The sequence below is a fragment of the Sphingomonas molluscorum genome (assembly GCF_039522995.1).
Classification (GTDB): domain Bacteria; phylum Pseudomonadota; class Alphaproteobacteria; order Sphingomonadales; family Sphingomonadaceae; genus Sphingomonas; species Sphingomonas molluscorum.
This window is the reverse complement of the sequence record NZ_BAAAEL010000006.1, coordinates 177,304-195,211: the sequence shown is the minus strand read 5'-3', so window position 1 is coordinate 195,211 and position 17,908 is coordinate 177,304. Positions and strand designations below refer to the sequence as shown.

Genomic DNA, 17,908 nt, shown 5'->3' with positions numbered 1-17,908 from the left:
GGTATATGGCCGACCGACACGAGCAGCCGACCGATGCGCCGCAGGACGCGGGCCGTGAGGACGAGCAGAACGAGAGCAGTCCTCCATCTCCCCGCAAGAAGCGCATGATCCGCATCATCCTGATCATTATCCTCGGGATCGTGCTGGTGGGCGGGCTGCTGTGGTTCATCCAGTATCGCAGTGTCGGTCGCTTCATGCAGAGCACGGATGACGCCTATATTCAGGCCGATGCCGTGATCGTTTCGCCCAAGGTCGCAGGCTATGTGGAGCGGGTGTTCGTCGCCGATAACCAGCAGGTCCGTGCTGGCCAGCCGCTGCTCCAGATCGATCCCGGCGATTATCGGGCGCGAGCCCAGCAGTTCCAGGCGCAGATCGACGTGGCCGAAGCCAATGCGGAGGGCGTCCGCGCACAAATCCGCGAGCAGGACGCCGCGATCGAGCGTGCGCAGGCGGAAGTTGCCGCCGCTCGTACCCGCGCCGGCTTCGCCAATGCCGAGGTCGCGCGATATCGGCCGCTTGCTGCCAGCGGGGCGGAAAGCCGCGAACGTTTGGCGCAGTTGGAGAACGAAGCGCGTCAGGCCAATGCGCAGCTCGCCAGCGCCGAGGCGGCCCTGAGCAGTGCCCGCCGCCGCGTCGGCACACTGAACGCGCAGGTCGCCCAGGCCTTGTCGCAGGGAAATGCCGCGCGTGCGCAGCTCGAGAGCGCGCAGGGCGACGTGGGATCGACGTTGATCCGGGCGAGCATCGACGGCCGCATCGGCGACAAGACCGTGCGGGTCGGCCAGTATCTGCAGCCTGCAACCCGAACCATGTCGATCGTGCCCACGACGCAACTCTATGTGGAGGCGAACTTCAAGGAGACTCAGCTCGGACTGATGCGCGTCGGCCAGCCCGTGAAGCTTGAGGTCGATGCGCTCCCGGGCGTCGAGATCCACGGCCGGGTTGAGAGCGTGTCCCCCGGTACCGGAGCGCAGTTCTCCGTGCTGCCGCCGCAGAACGCCACGGGCAACTTCACCAAGATCGTTCAGCGCGTGCCGGTGCGCATCGCGATCGATGCCGGTCCCGAGACCCTAAAGCTGCTGGTTCCTGGCATGTCGGTGAGCCCCACCGTCGACACCCGCTCTGCGCGTGACGCGCGGGACCGGATCAAGCAGGAGCAGGAACGCTACAACGAGCAGCGGGGCCATGACTAAGCCTGCCGCCGCTGCCGGAGGCGCCCCGGCGAAGGCGGACGCCGCTGCGTGGCTGGCGGTGTTCGCCGGCAGCCTTGGCGCGCTTATGGCGACCCTGGACATCTCCATCGTCAACTCGGCGCTTCCGACCATTCAAGGGGAGATCGGCGCCAGCGGGACCGAGGGAACCTGGATCGCGACCTCCTATCTGGTGGCGGAGATCATCATCATCCCGCTGTCCGCCTGGCTGGAGCGGGTGCTGGGGCTGCGGACGCTGCTGCTCCTCGCGGCGGTGCTGTTCACCGCATTCTCGATGCTGTGCGGCATCTCCACCAACCTGACCATGATGATCATCGGTCGAGCCGGCCAAGGCATCACCGGCGGTGCGCTCATTCCTACGGCGATGACCATCATCGCCACGCGGCTTCCGCCCCACCAGCAGCCGATCGGCACCGCGATGTTCGGTGTCACCGCCATCCTGGGTCCGGTGCTCGGGCCGCTGATCGGTGGCTGGCTGACGGAAAGCATCAGCTGGCACTACGCCTTCTTTCTGAACCTGCCGGTGGGCGTCTTGCTCGTAACGCTGCTGCTGATCGGCCTTCCGCATCAGAAGGCGCACCTCGCCGACCTCCTCCGCGCCGACTGGCTCGGCATCATCGGCCTGGCCCTGGGCCTTGGCGGTCTCACCGTCGTGCTGGAGGAAGGGCAGCGGGAGCAGTGGTTCCAGTCCAGCGAGATCCTCCAGCTGACGGCCGTCTCGATCCTCGGCTTCGTCCTCCTGTTCGCGGGCCAGTTCCTGGCCAAGCGACCGGTGATCCGGTTGCGCCTCCTGCTGGACCGCCAGTTCGGCAGCGTAGCCCTGATGGGCGTCGTCATCGGGATGGTGATCTACGGGACTTCCTACGTGATCCCCCAGTTCCTGGCGGCGATCGCCGACTATAATGCCCTCCAGTCAGGAAAGATCGTGCTGCTGTCGGGTATCCCAAGCATGATCCTGATGCCGTTCACGCCCTTCATGATCCGGCACATCGACATCCGCATCGCGGTAGCCGCCGGTCTGGCGATCCTGGCAGCCAGCTGCTGGATCGACACCGCGCTTACCGCGGAGTCCACCGGAAGCGCGTTCGTCGACTCGCAGCTGCTGCGGGGCGTGGGTACCATCCTCGGCTTCCTGTTCCTGAACCAGGCAGCCGTGTCGTCAGTGAGCCCGCAATATGCCGGCGACGCCGCGGGCATCTTCAACGCCGCGCGCAACATCGGCGGCTCGCTGGCGCTTGCTGCCATCGCGACCCTCCAGGATCAGCGGAACTGGCTTCACATGCGCCGCATCGAGGAGACGTTCAACGCCAACTCGGTCGACGTGCAAAGCTACCTCGCCGGCCTCGGCCAGGCGCTGGGCAGCCCCGACGCCGCCCTGCGCACGGTCGCCCAGACGATCCAGCGCGACGCTCTGGTCATGACGTACAACGACCTGTTCTGGCTCCTCGCGGTCGGCATTCTGTTCGTCATGCCGCTGGTCCTGTTCCTCCGCCCGCTTCCCAAGGGCGTTTCCCTTGCCGCTGGTCACTAGAGGCTCGCTCATGCGCACCCTGCCCCTTCTCGCCCTTCCCCTGTCGCTCGCCGCCTGCACCATGGGGCCTGATTATGCAGGCCCGCCCGCCACGCCGTCGCGTGTTCCCGGCGCGGGGTTCGTCCGGGCGACGGATGCGGTGCAGGCCGCGGCCGTGCCCGGCGTCGCGAACTGGTGGACGGCACTCCGTGATCCGCAGCTCGATGCGCTCGAGCAGCGCGCGCTTGCGGCCAATCCGTCCATCGCCGTCGCCCAGGCCCGCGTCCGTCAGGCTCGTGGTGCACTGCGCCTCGAGCGCGCGAACCGCCTGCCGAGCGCCAACGCCAGCGGCAGCTACCTGCATGCCGAGCTCCCCGGCATTGACCTGGGTTCGCTGACCGACGGCTCCGGCGACAGCGAAACCCCCGACACGGGCGCGGGCGAAGGCATCGCCGATGGGGACAGCATCGGCGTCGACTTCTTCAATCTGGGATTCGACGCGAGCTGGGAAATCGATCTGTTCGGCCGCCGGCGCCGCACGGTAGAAGCGGCGCGCGCGGCCGCGGAGGGTGCCGAAGCAAATCTGGCGGATGCTCAGGTTCAGCTTACCGCCGAGGTGGCGCAGGCCTATGTCGCGCTGCGGGACCGCCAGGCGCGCGTTGCGCTGTCCCAGCGGTCCTCCGAGATGCTGCGCCGGATCCTCGGCCTGACCGAAGAGCGCTACGCCCGCGGCACCGTTTCGGCGCTCGACGTCGAGCGCCTCCGCCTTCAGGTCGAGAACACCGATGCCGAGCTCGTGCCGCTCAACGCGGAAATGGCGAGCTATTTGAACGCGCTTGCCGTTCTGGTCGGCGAGGCTCCGGGCGCGCTGGACGATGCCTTGAAGGCTCCTGCCCCCATCCCGCTGGTGCCGGCACAGGTTGCGGTGGGCGACCCGACGTCGCTGCTCCAACGCCGCCCCGACATTCGCGCTGCGGAGCGCCAGCTTGCATCGCGCACCGCGCGGGTGGGAGTCGCGGAGGCAGCACGCTTCCCGAGCCTGAACCTCCAGGGCATGCTCGGCCTAGGCGGCACCTCCATCGCCGACGTCGTCGATCCGGACAATCTGCTCACCCTCGCGAGCCCGATGCTCCAGTGGAACCTGCTGGATTTCGGCCGGGGACGCGCACGCGTCGAACAGGCTGAGGGCGAGCGCGACGAGGCGGAGGCAAGCTACCGCCGGGCGGTGCTCGGCGCGCTTCGCGATGCGGAAGACGCGCTTGCCCGCTTCGGTGCGCGGCGGCAGACGCTCGTCAGCCTGGTGCGGGCAAAGGCATCGGCAGACCGTGCCTCGACGCTGATGCAGCAGCGTTTCCGCGCAGGCACCGCTACGCTGATCGACACGCTCGACGTGGAGCGCCAGCGGGTCGCCGCCGAGCAGCAGCTGTCCGTCGCCACCGCCGGCCTCACCACCGACTATGTCGCGCTCCAGAAGTCGCTCGGCCTCGGCTGGTCCGCCCCCACGGCTGCCGCGCCCTAGACGGGCGCGGCTTTCCGGGCCGTTCTCAGTGACGGATTTTGTGGACCGCAGTCGCGATGACCGCGCCGACGGCCACACCCAGCACGCCCGACAACAACGCCGTCACAAACCATGCCACGACGCCGCCAAGCGGCACCGCGTGATGCGCGGCTTCGGCGAGATGGTGGACGAACTCCGCCGGCGCCGCGAAGCCGAGCACCTCGGCACCGTGCAACAGGATGCCGCCGCCGACCCATAGCATGGCCGCGGTGCCGACGACCGACAGGACCCGCATGATGACGGGCATGCTCTTGACCATGCCGCGTCCAAGCGCGCGCACGACGGATGAAGACCGCTGGGCCAGGTGCAGCCCGATGTCGTCCAGCTTCACGATCAGGCCGACGACGCCATAGACGCCGACGGTAATCGCGAGGCCGACCACCACCAGAACCAGCGCCTGGGTGAGGATCGAGGACTCCGCCACGTCGGCAAGCGCGATCGCCATGATTTCCGCAGACAGGATCAGATCGGTCCGAACCGCATCGCCGACCTTCGCCTTCTCGAGCGCGCTGGCATCGACGAAGCCTTCCTCGATGGGCGCCACATCATGATGCTCGCCCTTGATCGCACCGAGCACCTTCTCCGCGCCCTCGAAGCAGAGGAAAGCACCGCCCAACATGAGCAACGGCGTGATCGCCCAAGGAGCGAAGGCGCTCAGCAGCAGTGCCGCAGGCAGCAGGATCAGCAGCTTGTTCCGCACCGAGCCAAGGGCGATCTTTCCGATGATCGGCAGTTCGCGTTGGGGCGTCAGGCCGGTGACATAGCGCGGGGTGACCGCGGCATCGTCGACCACCACGCCCAGCGCCTTGGATCCCGCCTTTCCGGCTGCGGCACCGACATCGTCCAGCGACGCCGCAGCCAGTTTGGTGAGGCCAGCAACATCGTCGAGAAGGGCAACCAGTCCACCGGGCATGTGCTCACCTGTAACAAGAGGAAGCCGTGCCTAGCCGGGGAAGTGGCGCCTGCTCAAGCGCGCTGCGGGATGGAGAGACCAGCGAGAGATGGGAACGGGTCGGCATCAGCAATGTTCGGCCATTCACCGATAAAGATTATCGCTGTTGTGAAGGGCTGCCGGAACGTTCATCCGGCCTGGCCTCTCGACCGCCTGCGGGTGGGACTGCAGGAAGAAGATGAAAGGTTCATGATGTTGCCCTCCCCCGCCCCCGGTGAACAGCCGGTCTCGCGCAGTCCGTGGTACGCGCACCTGTACGTGCAGGTGCTGGCGGCGATCTTCGCAGGCGTCATGCTGGGCCACTTCGTCCCGGAGGCCGGTGCCGCGTTGAAGCCGCTGGGCGACGCCTTCATCAAGCTGGTGAAGATGATCATCGCACCGGTGATCTTCCTGACCATCGTGTCGGGGATCGCGGGCATGCGCGACCTCGGCTCCGTGGGGCGAGTCGCCGCCAAGGCATTCGCCTACTTCCTGTTCTTCTCCACCATGGCGCTGATCGTCGGCCTGATCGTCGCGAACGTCGTGCAGCCAGGCGCGGGGCTCAACATCGATCCCGCCACCCTTGATCCCTCCAAGGTCGCTGGCTACGCCGCCAAGGCGCACGAGACGTCGCTCATCGGCTTCCTGATGGCGATGATCCCGGACACCATCTTCTCCGCGATGGTGCAGGACAACATCCTCCAGGTCCTGTTTGTCTCGATCCTGTTCGGGGTGAGCCTCGCGCTCGTCGGAGATCGCGGCAAGGGGATCACCGACCTGGTGAACCAGGTGTCGGTCGTCGTCTTCAAGCTCGTGTCGATCGTCATGAAGGCAGCGCCCATCGGCGCATTCGGCGCGATGGCCTTCACCATCGGCGCCTATGGTCTCGGCACGCTTGCGAACCTCGCGATGCTGGTGGCGACCTTCTACCTCACCTCGTTGCTGTTCGTGCTGGGGGTGCTGGGCATCGTTGCCCGGTTGTGCGGGTTCTCGATCCTGCGGCTGATCGGCTATCTCAAGACCGAACTACTGCTGGTCCTGGGCACCTCGTCGTCCGAAAGCGCCCTGCCCGCGCTGATCGAGAAGATGGAGCGCGCCGGCTGTCCGAAGTCGGTCGTAGGGCTTGTGGTGCCGACCGGCTATTCGTTCAACCTGGACGGCACCAACATCTACATGACGCTCGCCGCGCTCTTCATCGCGCAGGCGACGGGCGTGCACCTGTCGCTGGGCGAGCAGCTGCTGCTGCTGGGCGTCGCGATGCTGTCTTCCAAGGGGGCGGCCGGCGTGACGGGCGCGGGCTTCATCACGCTCGCAGCCACGCTCTCGATCGTGCCTTCGGTGCCGGTCGCCGGCATGGCGCTGATCCTGGGCGTCGACCGCTTCATGAGCGAGTGCCGCAGCCTGACGAACTTCATCGGCAACGCGGTCGCGACGGTGGTGGTATCGCGTTGGGAAGGTGCGCTCGACCGGGAGCGGTTCGATGCGGCGATGCGCGGCGAAATGCCGCGCGTCGACGAGGTCGATCCCGCCACCATTCCTGCAGCGTAACGGCCGGAGGCGGTTCATGAGCAGCCTGTTGCGGTACGCCGTTGGCGCTGCGTCGGTCGTGGCGCTTCTTCCCGCGGGTGCCGAGGCGCAGACGAGCCCGGCGCCCAAGGAGACGCGTCCGAGCCCCACGCCGGCGACCCCGGTAGCGGACAGCTATCCTTCCGCGGCGACTGGGGAGGGCGCCACGAGTGAAGGCTATAACCTGTCCCGCTGGGCGGAGAATTGGCGCAGCCTTTGCGATCCGGCAAAGCGCGATGATCCGCTAGACCGGCTGAAGTGCCTGCCGATCGACAGCAACGGCGATGTGTACCTGACCCTGTCGGGCGAACTGCGGCTTCGGGTCAACGAGACGACCAACCCCGGTCTTCGCGAAGCCAGCGCGCAACGCCAGGACATCAACCGCATCGTCGCGGGCGCCGATCTGCACGTGGGGCCGCATTTCCGCGCCTATGGAGAGATCGCCCACGGCGGGCTCGACGGACGCAACCTGGGCACGGTGGCGGCGAACCTTCGCAACGACCTCGTCGTGCAGCAGGCGTTCGTCGAAGGGAATGCCCGGCTCGCGGGCGCGGCGGTGGGCGTGCGCTACGGCCGGCAGGAGTTCACCGACGGCCCCAACCTGCTCACCTCGCAGCGCGACAACAACACCATCCGCTTCGTCCTGAACGGCGCCCGAGCTTGGGTGCGGGGGCGGCGGGTACGCGCCGACGTGTTCGACTTCAAGTTCACCAGCCTGGGCACCGAGGGCACCGCCGACGATCGCGTGGACGACGGCCAGCGCTTCTCGGGAATCACCCTTGGGATCGTGCTGCCGCCGGTGGCAGAGGGCGCCAAGCTGTACCTGGACCCGTTTATCTGGCGGCTGCGCGACGACAATGCCTCCTGGGGAGGCGTAACGGCTCGCGAGGAGCGCCATTACCAGGGGGCGCACCTGTGGGGTGACGCCGGTCCGGTGACGCTCGACTGGACGGTCAACCACCAAGGCGGCAGCTTCGGCAACCGGAACATCGACGCGTGGCAGCTGCTCCTTGCGCAGACCTATCGCATCGGGAGCGGGAGCAGCGCGCCACGGGTCGGCTTCCACGTCGATTATGCGACCGGCGGCGGCGCCTGTGGCGAGGGAACGCTGCGCAACGCCCTCGCCCCGTTCGGCAACAACGTCTACTACAGCTACCAGCTGGCGTTAACGCCGACCAACCTGGTGGCACTGGCGCCCAACGTCACCTTCACCCCGCTCAAGAAGCTGCGCGTGACCGCGGAGTATCAGCTGAGCTGGCGCGACTCCGCAGCGGACGCCGTGTACCGGGCCAACGGGACTGCCTTTGCCGGAACCGAGCTGGTCGGCGGGCACAAGGTTGGCGACGTCGCGCGATTGCAGGCGATCTACAGCCTGTCGCCGCGCGTCTCCCTGACGGGACGCTACGAGCACTTGGCGGCAGGCTCGGTGCTGACGCGGGCCGGCTACACCGACTCCGATTTCCTGGGGGGCTGGATCAGCTTCCGCTTCTAGGCGGGCAGCCAGAAGCCTGCCTCCCCCGGACACACGAACGCCCGCCGGCTCCAAGCCGACGGGCGTCGTATCTCGTGCGGCAAGCCGTCGCGGGGCGGGCCCCGCCCGGGCTTACTTCTTGCCGAGCGTGAGGCCGCCGAAGCGCTTGTTGAAGCGCGCGACCTGGCCGCCCGCGTCCAGCAGGCGCTGGTTGCCACCGGTCCAGGCCGGGTGCGCCAGCGGATCGATGTCGAGCTGCATCGTGTCGCCTTCCTTGCCCCAGGTGGAGCGGGTCTCGAACACGGTCCCGTCGGTCATCTGCACCTTGATGGTGTGATAGTCGGGATGAATGTCTTTCTTCATGATCAAGCTCCTGTGAATGGCTGGTTTCCGACCAGCCGGAACGAAGGGCGCGCCCTACACGCAAGGGCGGCCCACCGCAAGCGGCAGGCCGCCCGAGAGGCGGAAAGTTAGTCGAAAGTTAGTCCAAGATCACGCCTTGGGCGGGTCGGCGATCATCGCGGTGAACTCGCATTCGGTTGCGACCTCGCCGTCCAGCAGCGCCTTGCCCGCGAACTTGCAGACGCGCGACCGCTTCTGGACAAACTCGACTTCGAGCTTCAGCAGCACGCCCGGCTCCACCGGCTTGCGGAACTTCACGCCGTCGATCGACATGAAGTAGACGAGCTTGCCCGAGCCGGCGAGGCCCAGGCTCTCGACCGCGAGCACGCCGGCGGCCTGGGCGAGCGCCTCCACCTGGAGCACGCCCGGCATGATCGGCCGCCCAGGGAAGTGTCCCTGGAAGAACTCCTCGTTCATCGAGACGGCCTTGATCGCCGTGATGCGCTGGTCGAGCACGAGTTCTTCGACCCGGTCGACCAGCAGCATGGGGTAGCGGTGCGGCAGCGCCGCCATGACTCGCTTGATGTCGTACGGCTGGGTCATGACACCGTCTGCCGCCATTATCAGCGACCCCGCGGCCGGGTCGTGGTGGCGGGTGCCGGAGCCGCAGCTGCCGGTGCGGCCTGCTGCTGACCACCCGGCTGCCAACCGGCCGGCGGGGTGATCTGGACGCTGGGGACCGAGCGGTTCAGCTCGGCGATCACATCATTGGTGACCTGTGCCGCCGGCAGCGACTTCACGGTCGCGTCGGGAGGCAGGATCACGGACAGGCGGCGCGCCGCCATCACGCGATCGAGCGCCGGCTCGAGCTGGCGGACGATCTGCTCGTTGACATAGGCCTGGGCGAGCTGGACCGGCTGAAGGATGCGGCCCAGTTCCTGCTGTGCGGTCTGCTCGCGCTGCTGGATGCCCTGATACTGCGTCTGGAGCGCCTGCTGGTTCGCGTTGGGCGCACGACGGGCCGCCTCGAACGCATCGACCTGCGGCTTCAGCTCGTTCTGGATGGCGGTGCGGCGGGTGTTCGCCTGATCGATCTGCGCCTTGTAGGTCGTCTGGATCTGGGTCATCGCGGTCGTGAACGCGTTGGAGCGGCGCACCGCCTCCTGCAGGTCGACGACGCCGAGGCCCTGCACCTGTGCGAACGCAGGCGCCGCGACCGAAGTAGCGGAAACGGTGACGAGTGCGGCGAGCGCCGCCTTGGAGAAGCTACGCATCAGAATTGAGTCCCTACGTTGAAGGTAATGAGCTTGGTGTCGTCGCCCTTTTGCTTGAGCAACGCCTTGGCCACGTCAATCCGCAGCGGCCCGAACGGCGAGTTCCAGTTGACGCCGATACCAACCGACAGACGCGGCTTCCAGGTATCGCCGTAATATTCCTCAAGGAATGGCGCGACCGTGTTGACCGCCGCGACGTTCGTCTCACCGCCGACGCAGGTACCGCCATAGGTGGCGGCATAGCCGGTCGTACAGGTGGTGAGGCGAGTCGAGGTGCTGCCGCTCGAGTTGGTGAAGCTGTTGAGGTACAGTGCCTGACCGGTATCGGTCCGGATCGGATCGACGCGGGGCAGCAGCGACGGCGAGCCGTCCTTGTTGAACATGGGGTTCCCGCTGGCGTCGGTCGCCTGTTCGAACTCGGCAGTCGGACGCGGACGCGTCAGGCTGAACAGCGAGCCGATCTGGACGAAGACCGACGGGCGCAGGCCGAGTTCGGAAATGCCCGACCCGAGCGGCGGCTCGAGTTCGAGCTTGCCCAGGTAATAGGCCTTGCCGCCCAGCGGATCGTCGTAGCTGTTGTCGGTGGTGAGCGCCTGCGTACCCGAGGCCGCGTCGCCGGTCATATAGGTACGGCGGATGCGCGGGCCTACGCCACGGATGTCGAAGCCGCGGAACTGCGGCTCGCCGAGATAGAAGCGGTCGGTGATGCGAACAGGATCGATGCCCGGTCCCGGGCTGTCCTGAAGGGCGTGGATATAGCCGCCCTCCAGCCCTGCCGACAGCACCCAGCCCCCGAGGTTCCAATATTTGTCGCCGTCGAAGCGGCCGCGGATGTAGCGGACGTCGCCGCCCAGGCCGGCGAAGTCGGCGCCGAGCACGACCCGCGAGCCGCGGCTCGGACGCAGCCGGCTGTTGAGGCTGTCATAGATCAGCGAGAGGCCGATCGAGGAAGTCAGGCGGTTGCCGATCGCATCGCAGAGATAGCGGCCCGCCTTGAGCGGATCGCACTCGCCGTTAGTGTAGTAGGTGTCCTCGTCGAGCGTGACCTTGTCCTGCTGCAGCGTGTAGCGGCCCGAGAGCTGCCAATATTCGGTGAGCGGGACACCAGCGACGAGCGTGCCGCCGGTCGAGAGCTGCGAGTAGAGGTCGTTACGATCGCGACCGCTGCCGTAATAGTTGAACGAGTTGTAGTCGCGCCGGAACAGCGTGCCGCCGAGCGCGATGTTCTTGTCGAACAGATACGGCTCGGTGAAGCCCAGCTCGATCGACTTCGAGTAGCTCGAGTAGCTGGCGCTGGCCGAGAGGGTCTGCCCCTTGCCGCGGAAGTTGTTCTGCCGGATCGACGCCTGCAGGATGAACTTTTCGAGGCTCGAGAAACCGGCCGAGAGCGAGAGCTCACCGGTCGAGCGCTCCTCGACGTTCGCCGCAAGGATGATGCGGTCAGGAGTCGAGCCCTGCTCCTGCTTGATCTCGAACTTGTCCTGGAAATAGCCCAGCGAGTTGATGCGGTCCTGCGAGCGCTTCACCATGAAGGCGTTGAAGGCATCGCCCTCGGCCACGCGCATCTCGCGGCGGATCACCTTGTCCTGGGTCTGCGTGTTGCCGGTGATCTCCACCCGCTCGACGTAGGTGCGGTTCGCCTCGGCGAGGAAGAAGTTGATCCCCATCGTCAGCGCTTCGCGATCGCGCTGGAATTCCGGGCGAACGTCGGTGAAGGCGTAGCCGTAGAGGCCGGCATACTGGCTGAGGCTGTCGATCGAGTCCTCGACCAGCTTGGCGTTGTACCAGTCGCCCTTCTTCATCGGCAGCGTCGCGGCGAGCTTCTCGCCGTCGAAGTCGCGGATCGCGCTGTCGACCTTCACGTCGCCGAACTTATAGCGCGGCCCTTCCTCCACCACATAGGTGATGATGAAGTCGCGCTTGTCGGGCGTGAGCTCCGCCACGGCCGAGATCACGCGGAAATCGGCATAGCCCTCGGTCAGGTAGAACTGGCGCAGCTTCTGCTGATCGGCGGCGAGCCGGTCCTGGTCATAGCTGGTGTTCGAGCTGAAGATCCGGAAGGTACGCGCCTGCTTCGTGTACATCTCCTTGCGGAGATCGGAATCCGAATATTGGTCGTTGCCGATGATGTTGATCTGGCGGACCTTGCTCTTCGGCCCCTCGTTGATCTCGAACACCACGTCGACGCGGTTCTGGTCGAGCATGACCATCTGCGGCTCGACCGAGGCGGCGAAGCGGCCCTGGCGGCGATACAGCTCGACGATGCGCGCCACGTCGGCACGGACGGCGGTGCGGGTGAAGATCTGCCGCGGCGCGAGCTTGATCTCCTTGACGATCTTGTCGTCCTTCAGCCGCTTGTTGCCCTCCAGCACCACGCGGTTGATGATCGGGTTTTCGCGCACGACGACGACGATGTCGCCGGTCTCGACGCCCTCGATCTGCGCGTCGGCGAGCAGATCGGACGCGAGCAGGTCGACGATCGCCTGGTCAAGGCTCTCGGTGGTGTAGGGCTGGCCCACCCGCAGCTTCGTATAGGACAGCACCGTGTCCGGCTCGATGCGCTGCGAACCGCGCACGGTGAGCGAGCGGATGTTGCGGACCGGAGCCGAGACCACCACCGGGGGGGTCGTCGCAGGAGCAGCCTGCTGCGCCTGCGCAGCGGGGGCGGTCGGCGTCGTCTGCGCCATCGCGACACCCGACAGCATCGTGCCTGCCATCAGCACGGTCGCGCGCACGCCGTAGTTGGAAACCTTCGTCACATCCCACCCCAGTCGGTAAGCCGTACAACACACACGGCATGCGGATCGCGTCCGCCCTGCCCTAACCCGCTCACCCGATCAAGCCGGACAAACCCCGCCAAAGACCGAGCGACCCAAGATCGTTCGCCGTCACCAGAACCATCAATGCCAGGATCGCCATCACGCCGCCACGGAAAGCCCATTCCACGACCCGCGGATCGGTGGGCCGGCGGCGAACCGCCTCGATGGCGTAGAAGAGAAGATGGCCGCCATCCAGCATGGGAACTGGCAAGAGGTTGATGAACCCCAAGTTAATCGAGATCAGCGCCACCAGGAACACGAACGCCTGAGGCCCGAGCACCAGCTGCTCGCCGGAAGCGCGCGCGATGCTGATCGGGCCGCCGAGCTCCGACACCGGCCGACGCCCGCTGACGATCTGCCACAGCGTGTCGACCATCATGCCGACCATCTGGCCGGTCTGGCGGACGGCCACCACCGGCGCCTCCAGCACGCCCACGGGCTCGATCACGCGCCCCGCCGGGCCGATGCCGAGCTGCCCGAGCCGGAAGACGTTGCCGAAGCGGTCCCTCTCGGTCGTGGTGCCAAGCGTGACCGGAACCGTCTGCACCTGACCTTCGCGAACCAGCTGGATGGTGCTCGCCTCGCCGGGGCGAATGCGGGTGTAGCGCGCGACGTCGTCGAAGGTGTCGACGCTGCGCCCACCTATCGACAGGATGCGGTCGCCCGGCCGGAGACCGGCGGCGGCGGCAGCGCTGTTCGGCCCGACGAGGCCGATCGTCGGCGGGGTGCGGCTCTCGCCATAGGCGAGCGCGAAGCCGGCCAGGATCAGGATCGCGACCAGGAAGTTGATGATCGGGCCTGCCGCGACGATGATCGCGCGCTGCCACAAGGGCTTGGCCTGGAACGTGCCGCTGCGCTCGGCAGCCGGCAGCGAAAGCCATTCCGCGGACGGCTGGCTTGCCGGGTTCATGTCGCCGGCAAAGCGGACATAGCCCCCGAGCGGGAGCCATCCGAATTTCCAGCGGGTGCCGTGCCGGTCGGTGAAGCCGCCGATCTCACGCCCAAAGCCGACCGAGAACGCCTCCACCTTCACTCCGAACCGCCGGCCGGCGAGATAGTGGCCGAGTTCATGGACGAATACGAGCGGGCCGAGCGCCAGCAGAAAGGCGAGCACGCTCAGCAGGAAGCCCGGGCCTTCGATCAAGCGACGCAGTCCTTCACACGCTCTCCCGCCAGCCTTCGGGCCTCCCCGTCGACGGCGAGCACCGCGTCGAGCGTGGCCGGGGCCTCCGGATCATAGCGCTCCAAGGTATCGGCGACGATTGCGGCAATTTCGAGGAACCCGATGGCTCCGCCGAGGAATGCCGCGACCGCGACCTCGTTGGCGGCGTTCAGGATCGCTGGGCGGGCGCCGCCGGCTTCTAGCGCCGCGCGCGCGAGCGAGAGCGCAGGGAAACGGACCGGGTCGGCAGGCTCGAAATCGAGGCGGCCGATCGCGGCGAGATCGAGCGGGGCGCAGGGCGTCGCCATGCGATCGGGCCAGGCCAGCGTGTGCGCGATCGGCGTGCGCATGTCGGGCGTGCCCATCTGCGCGAGCACCGAGCCGTCGACATACTCCACCATCGAATGCACCACCGACTGGCGATGGACGATGACGTCGAGTTGCTCGGCGGAAACCGGGAAGAGGTGGAACGCCTCGATCAGTTCCAGCCCCTTGTTCATCATGGTGGCGGAATCGACCGAGATCTTGGCGCCCATCGACCAGTTCGGGTGGGCGACCGCCTGCGCCGGCGTGATCGCGCGCATGGCATCCAGGCTGGTCTCGCGGAACGGGCCGCCGCTGGCGGTGAGCACGATGCGGCGCACCCGCTCGGGTGCCGCGAAGTCGAAGCACTGGAAGACGGCGTTGTGCTCGGAGTCGACCGGCAGCAGCGTCGCGCCATGGGCGCGGGCGGCGGCGGTCGCGACGGCACCGGCGGAGACCAGCGCCTCCTTGTTGGCGAGCGCGACGGTCGCGCCGGTCTGGAGCGCAGCCATGACGGGGCGAAGGCCGGCGGTGCCGACGATCGCGGCCATGGTCCAGTCGGCGCCCATCGCGGCTGCCTCGGCGACCGCATCCGGTCCTGCCGCCGCCTCGGTATCGCTGCCGGCGAGTGCGTCGCGCAGCGCGTCCAGGCATTCGGGATCGGCGACCACGGCGCGGCGCGCGCGGGTGCGGATCGCGGCCTCGGCCAGCTTCTTCACGTCGCGGTTGGCGGTAAGGGCCAGCACCTCGAACTGATCGGGCGCGCGGACGATCAGGTCCAGCGTCGAGGTGCCGATCGACCCCGTCGCACCCAGAATGGAAACGCGCTTCACCATGTAATCTTCGCAAGCTCGACCATCAGCGCGGCGGCGGGCGCGACGGGCACGAGGCCGTCGAGCCGGTCCAGCACACCGCCATGGCCAGGGAGGATGTTGCCCGAGTCCTTGACGCCCGCGCGACGCTTGAGCTGGCTCTCGTAGAGGTCGCCCATCTGCGCGAGCACCGCGAGGAGCGGCGTCGCGAGCACCAGGTGGAGCGGGAGGCCGAGCGGCTGGAGCGCCGCGCCGAAGAATGTGGCAGCGATCACGCCGCCGATGAGGCCGGCCCAGGTCTTGTTGGGGCTGATCGTGGGCGCGAGCTTGGGCCCGCCGATCGAGCGGCCGGCGAAATAGGCGCCGATGTCGCAGGCCCAGACGAGCGCCATCGCCCATAGGCTGAGCAGCACGCCGTGCGCCTGGTTACGCAGCAGCAGCAGTGCCAGAACCGGGAGCCCCACATAGACGATGCCGTGCGCGAGCCCCGGGCGGCGCGTGATGATGACCGTGAAGAAGGCGGCACCCGCGATCAGGCCGAGGGCGAGGAACCCGGGACCCGCGGCGAGCGGCGCCATGATGGCGACGGGCACGAACAGCGCGAACTGCGCCAGGCGCTTGTCCGCATAGGCGGTGCGGTGGAGGTCCGCCCACTCCGCCATCATGAATAGCGCCGCAACGGCGACCAGCAGCCAGAAGAGGAAACCGCCGGCGTAGAGCGCGAGGCCGGCGACGCCGATCATGGCGACGCCCGCGACCGCGCGGACGCTCAGGTCAGAACGCCGCGCAGGCGCCGAAGGATCGCTCACAGACCACCGAAGCGGCGCTGACGATTGCCGAACTGCGCCATCGCGTCGGCAAGCGCATCGGCACCGAAGTCGGGCCAGAGCGTGTCCACGAACAGCAGCTCGGCATAGGCGGCCTGCCACAGCAGGAAGTTCGACAGCCGCACCTCGCCCGACGTGCGGATGAGGAGGTCGAGCGGCGGCAGCTCACGCGTGGTGAGCGCATCCTCGATCGCGGCCTCGTCGATCGCCTCGACCGCCATCTCGCCGTCGCGGACGCGGGCGGCGAGCTGACGGGCGGCGGCGGCGATCTCCGCCTGGGCCCCGTAGTTGAGCGCGATCGCGAGCTGGCAACCGGTGTTGCGGGCCGTGCGCGCGATCGCGTCCTCGATCAGCCGGACGAGATCGGGCGAGAGGCGCTGCCAATCGCCAATGACGTGCAGGCGGACGTTCTCGCGGGCGAGCTCGTCGATTTCGCTGCGCAGGAAGTGGCGCAGCAGGCCCATGAGGTCGCTGACCTCCTCCTCCGGCCGGCGCCAGTTCTCGGACGAGAAGGCGTAGAGGGTGAGCGCTTCGATCCCCAGCTCGCGGGCGGCGCGGGCGACGCGGCGCACCGCCTCGGCCCCCTGGCGATGCCCGGCAATGCGCGGCAGCCGCCGGGCCTTTGCCCAGCGGCCGTTCCCGTCCATGATGATCGCGACGTGGCGCGGCACTGCAGCACCCGTCCCACCCGACGCCGGAACCGAAGCCGCAAGCGACCTCACTTGCCCAGGATTTCCTTTTCCTTGGCCGCGGCGGCCGCGTCGAGATCGGCGATGGTCGCGTCGGTGAGCTTCTGCACCTCGGTCTCGTGGCGCTTGCGCTCGTCTTCGGACATCAGGCCCTTCTTCTCGTCGGCCTTGAGGCTATCCATGCCGTCGCGACGAACGTTGCGGACGGCAATGCGAGCCTTTTCCGCATATTGGCCGGCGAGCTTCGCAAGTTCCTTGCGGCGCTCCTCGGTCAGATCGGGGATCGGCAGGCGCAGCGTCTGGCCGTCGACGATCGGGTTGAGGCCGAGACCGGCGGAGCGAATCGCCTTGTCGGCCGGGCCGACGTTGGTCTTGTCCCACACCTGGACGGAGAGCATGCGCGGCTCCGGCGCGGAAACGGTCGCGACCTGGTTGAGCGGCATGTGTGCGCCATAGACCTCGACCGTCACCGGATCGAGCAGCGACACGGAGGCGCGGCCGGTCCGAAGACCGCCCAGATCGCCCTTCAGCGCCTCGACCGCGCCGGCCATGCGGCGTTCGAGGTCGGCCTTGCTATATGCAGCCATGGATCGGGCTCCTGTTCTTCTTTAAGCGTTGTTCTGGTTCTGGACGACCGTCGCGGTGCCCTGCCCGCGCAGCACGGCTGCCAGATTGCCCTCGTCGCGGATGTTGAACACGACGATGGGAATGTCGTTGTCGCGGCACAGCGCGACGGCGCTCGCGTCCATCACCTTGAGGTCGTCTGCGAGCACGCGGCCGAAGCTGAGCGTGTCGTAGCGCTTGGCGGTGGGCACCTTCTTCGGGTCGGCGTCGTAGACGCCGTCGACGCTGGTGCCCTTGAACAGCGCGCTGCAGCCCATTTCGGCGGCGCGCAGCGCGGCGGTCGTGTCGGTGGTGAAGAACGGGCTGCCGGTGCCGGCTGCGAAGATCACGACGCGGCCCTTCTCCATGTGGCGAACGGCGCGGCGGCGAATGTACGGCTCGCACACCGACGCCATCGGGATCGCCGACTGGACACGGGTCTCGACGCCGATCCGTTCCAGCGCGTTCTGCATGGCGAGCGCGTTCATCACGGTGGCCAGCATGCCCATGTAATCGGCGCTGGCACGATCGAAGCCCTGGGCCGCGCCAGCGAGGCCGCGGAAGATGTTGCCGCCGCCGACAACGAGGCAAAGCTCGTGCCCCTCGTCCCGAGCGGCCTTCACTTCCCGCGCGACGCGGTCGCAGGTGGCGGGATCGATGCCGAACTGACCCGGCCCCATCAGGACCTCGCCCGAGAGTTTCAAAAGGATGCGATCGAAGCGAGGCAGGGTCATGACACCTTGTACGTAAGGGGTTCGGGAATGGCGCGGACCTTAGGCGGCGGCGGCTGCGATGCCAAGCGCAGATGCCGTGCAGATCCCGTGAATACG

The 17,908-nt window shown here is 67.5% G+C and carries 16 protein-coding genes; 5 read left to right on the top strand and 11 right to left on the bottom strand.

Annotation, left to right across the window (positions count from 1 at the left end; translation table 11 throughout):
- Positions 1-5: 5 nt before the first annotated feature.
- Genes ABDZ92_RS08610 through ABDZ92_RS08600 form a run of 3 tightly spaced genes read left to right on the top strand, consistent with a single transcriptional unit; the run spans position 6 to position 4,240 of the window.
- Complete coding sequence (locus ABDZ92_RS08610; protein ID WP_125959676.1) at positions 6-1,193, top strand: HlyD family secretion protein; 1,188 nt, start codon at positions 6-8, stop codon at positions 1,191-1,193.
- On the top strand, positions 1,186-2,742 hold the full coding sequence (locus ABDZ92_RS08605) for an MDR family MFS transporter (RefSeq protein ID WP_125959677.1): 1,557 nt from the start codon (positions 1,186-1,188) through the stop codon (positions 2,740-2,742). Before ABDZ92_RS08610 ends, ABDZ92_RS08605 begins: the two co-directional genes overlap by 8 nt.
- 10 nt (positions 2,743-2,752) lie before the next feature.
- Positions 2,753-4,240, top strand: coding sequence for an efflux transporter outer membrane subunit (locus tag ABDZ92_RS08600; RefSeq protein ID WP_125959678.1), 1,488 nt, complete (start codon positions 2,753-2,755; stop codon positions 4,238-4,240).
- A gap of 25 nt (positions 4,241-4,265) precedes the next feature.
- Here the strand turns inward: ABDZ92_RS08600 and ABDZ92_RS08595 are convergent, their stop codons facing one another.
- Complete coding sequence (locus ABDZ92_RS08595; RefSeq protein ID WP_125959679.1) at positions 4,266-5,192, bottom strand: DUF808 domain-containing protein; 927 nt, start codon at positions 5,190-5,192, stop codon at positions 4,266-4,268.
- Between the two features lie 228 nt (positions 5,193-5,420).
- On the opposite strand from ABDZ92_RS08595, the gene ABDZ92_RS08590 reads away from it, so the two are divergent.
- Complete coding sequence (locus tag ABDZ92_RS08590) at positions 5,421-6,758, top strand: dicarboxylate/amino acid:cation symporter (protein ID WP_125959680.1); 1,338 nt, start codon at positions 5,421-5,423, stop codon at positions 6,756-6,758.
- A 16-nt stretch (positions 6,759-6,774) separates the two neighbouring features.
- Positions 6,775-8,268: an alginate export family protein gene (locus ABDZ92_RS08585; protein WP_125959681.1), complete on the top strand. Its 1,494-nt coding sequence runs from the start codon at positions 6,775-6,777 to the stop codon at positions 8,266-8,268.
- Between the two features lie 111 nt (positions 8,269-8,379).
- Here the strand turns inward: ABDZ92_RS08585 and rpmE are convergent, their stop codons facing one another.
- The 10 genes from rpmE to pyrH all read right to left on the bottom strand — a co-directional run bounded on the left by rpmE (position 8,380) and on the right by pyrH (position 17,812).
- Positions 8,380-8,610, bottom strand: coding sequence for a 50S ribosomal protein L31 (gene rpmE, locus ABDZ92_RS08580; RefSeq protein WP_125959682.1), 231 nt, complete (start codon positions 8,608-8,610; stop codon positions 8,380-8,382).
- Between the two features lie 129 nt (positions 8,611-8,739).
- Entirely contained in the window at positions 8,740-9,192 is a 453-nt protein-coding gene (fabZ, locus tag ABDZ92_RS08575; protein WP_132883799.1) for a 3-hydroxyacyl-ACP dehydratase FabZ, read from the bottom strand.
- Between the two features lie 20 nt (positions 9,193-9,212).
- Positions 9,213-9,863, bottom strand: coding sequence for an OmpH/Skp family outer membrane protein (locus tag ABDZ92_RS08570; RefSeq protein WP_125959684.1), 651 nt, complete (start codon positions 9,861-9,863; stop codon positions 9,213-9,215).
- Positions 9,863-12,580 carry an outer membrane protein assembly factor BamA gene (gene bamA / locus ABDZ92_RS08565; protein WP_125959730.1) on the bottom strand — a complete coding sequence of 906 codons (2,718 nt, stop codon included), beginning with the start codon at positions 12,578-12,580 and terminating at the stop codon, positions 9,863-9,865. Before bamA ends, ABDZ92_RS08570 begins: the two co-directional genes overlap by 1 nt.
- Before the next feature lie 112 nt (positions 12,581-12,692).
- Positions 12,693-13,826, bottom strand: a complete 1,134-nt coding sequence (locus tag ABDZ92_RS08560) for a M50 family metallopeptidase (protein ID WP_125959685.1) — start codon at positions 13,824-13,826, stop codon at positions 12,693-12,695.
- Entirely contained in the window at positions 13,823-14,983 is a 1,161-nt protein-coding gene (locus ABDZ92_RS08555; protein WP_206432142.1) for a 1-deoxy-D-xylulose-5-phosphate reductoisomerase, read from the bottom strand. Before ABDZ92_RS08555 ends, ABDZ92_RS08560 begins: the two co-directional genes overlap by 4 nt.
- Positions 14,977-15,768: a phosphatidate cytidylyltransferase gene (locus tag ABDZ92_RS08550; protein WP_125959687.1), complete on the bottom strand. Its 792-nt coding sequence runs from the start codon at positions 15,766-15,768 to the stop codon at positions 14,977-14,979. The genes ABDZ92_RS08555 and ABDZ92_RS08550 overlap by 7 nt, the downstream gene beginning before the upstream one ends.
- Positions 15,765-16,508 (bottom strand): isoprenyl transferase, encoded by a 744-nt coding sequence (locus ABDZ92_RS08545; RefSeq protein WP_272695544.1) that lies wholly within the window; start codon positions 16,506-16,508, stop codon positions 15,765-15,767. The genes ABDZ92_RS08550 and ABDZ92_RS08545 overlap by 4 nt, the downstream gene beginning before the upstream one ends.
- On the bottom strand, positions 16,505-17,062 hold the full coding sequence (gene frr / locus ABDZ92_RS08540) for a ribosome recycling factor (RefSeq protein ID WP_125959688.1): 558 nt from the start codon (positions 17,060-17,062) through the stop codon (positions 16,505-16,507). The genes ABDZ92_RS08545 and frr overlap by 4 nt, the downstream gene beginning before the upstream one ends.
- A gap of 21 nt (positions 17,063-17,083) precedes the next feature.
- Positions 17,084-17,812: a UMP kinase gene (gene pyrH, locus ABDZ92_RS08535; RefSeq protein ID WP_125959689.1), complete on the bottom strand. Its 729-nt coding sequence runs from the start codon at positions 17,810-17,812 to the stop codon at positions 17,084-17,086.
- Between the last annotated feature and the right edge of the window lie 96 nt (positions 17,813-17,908).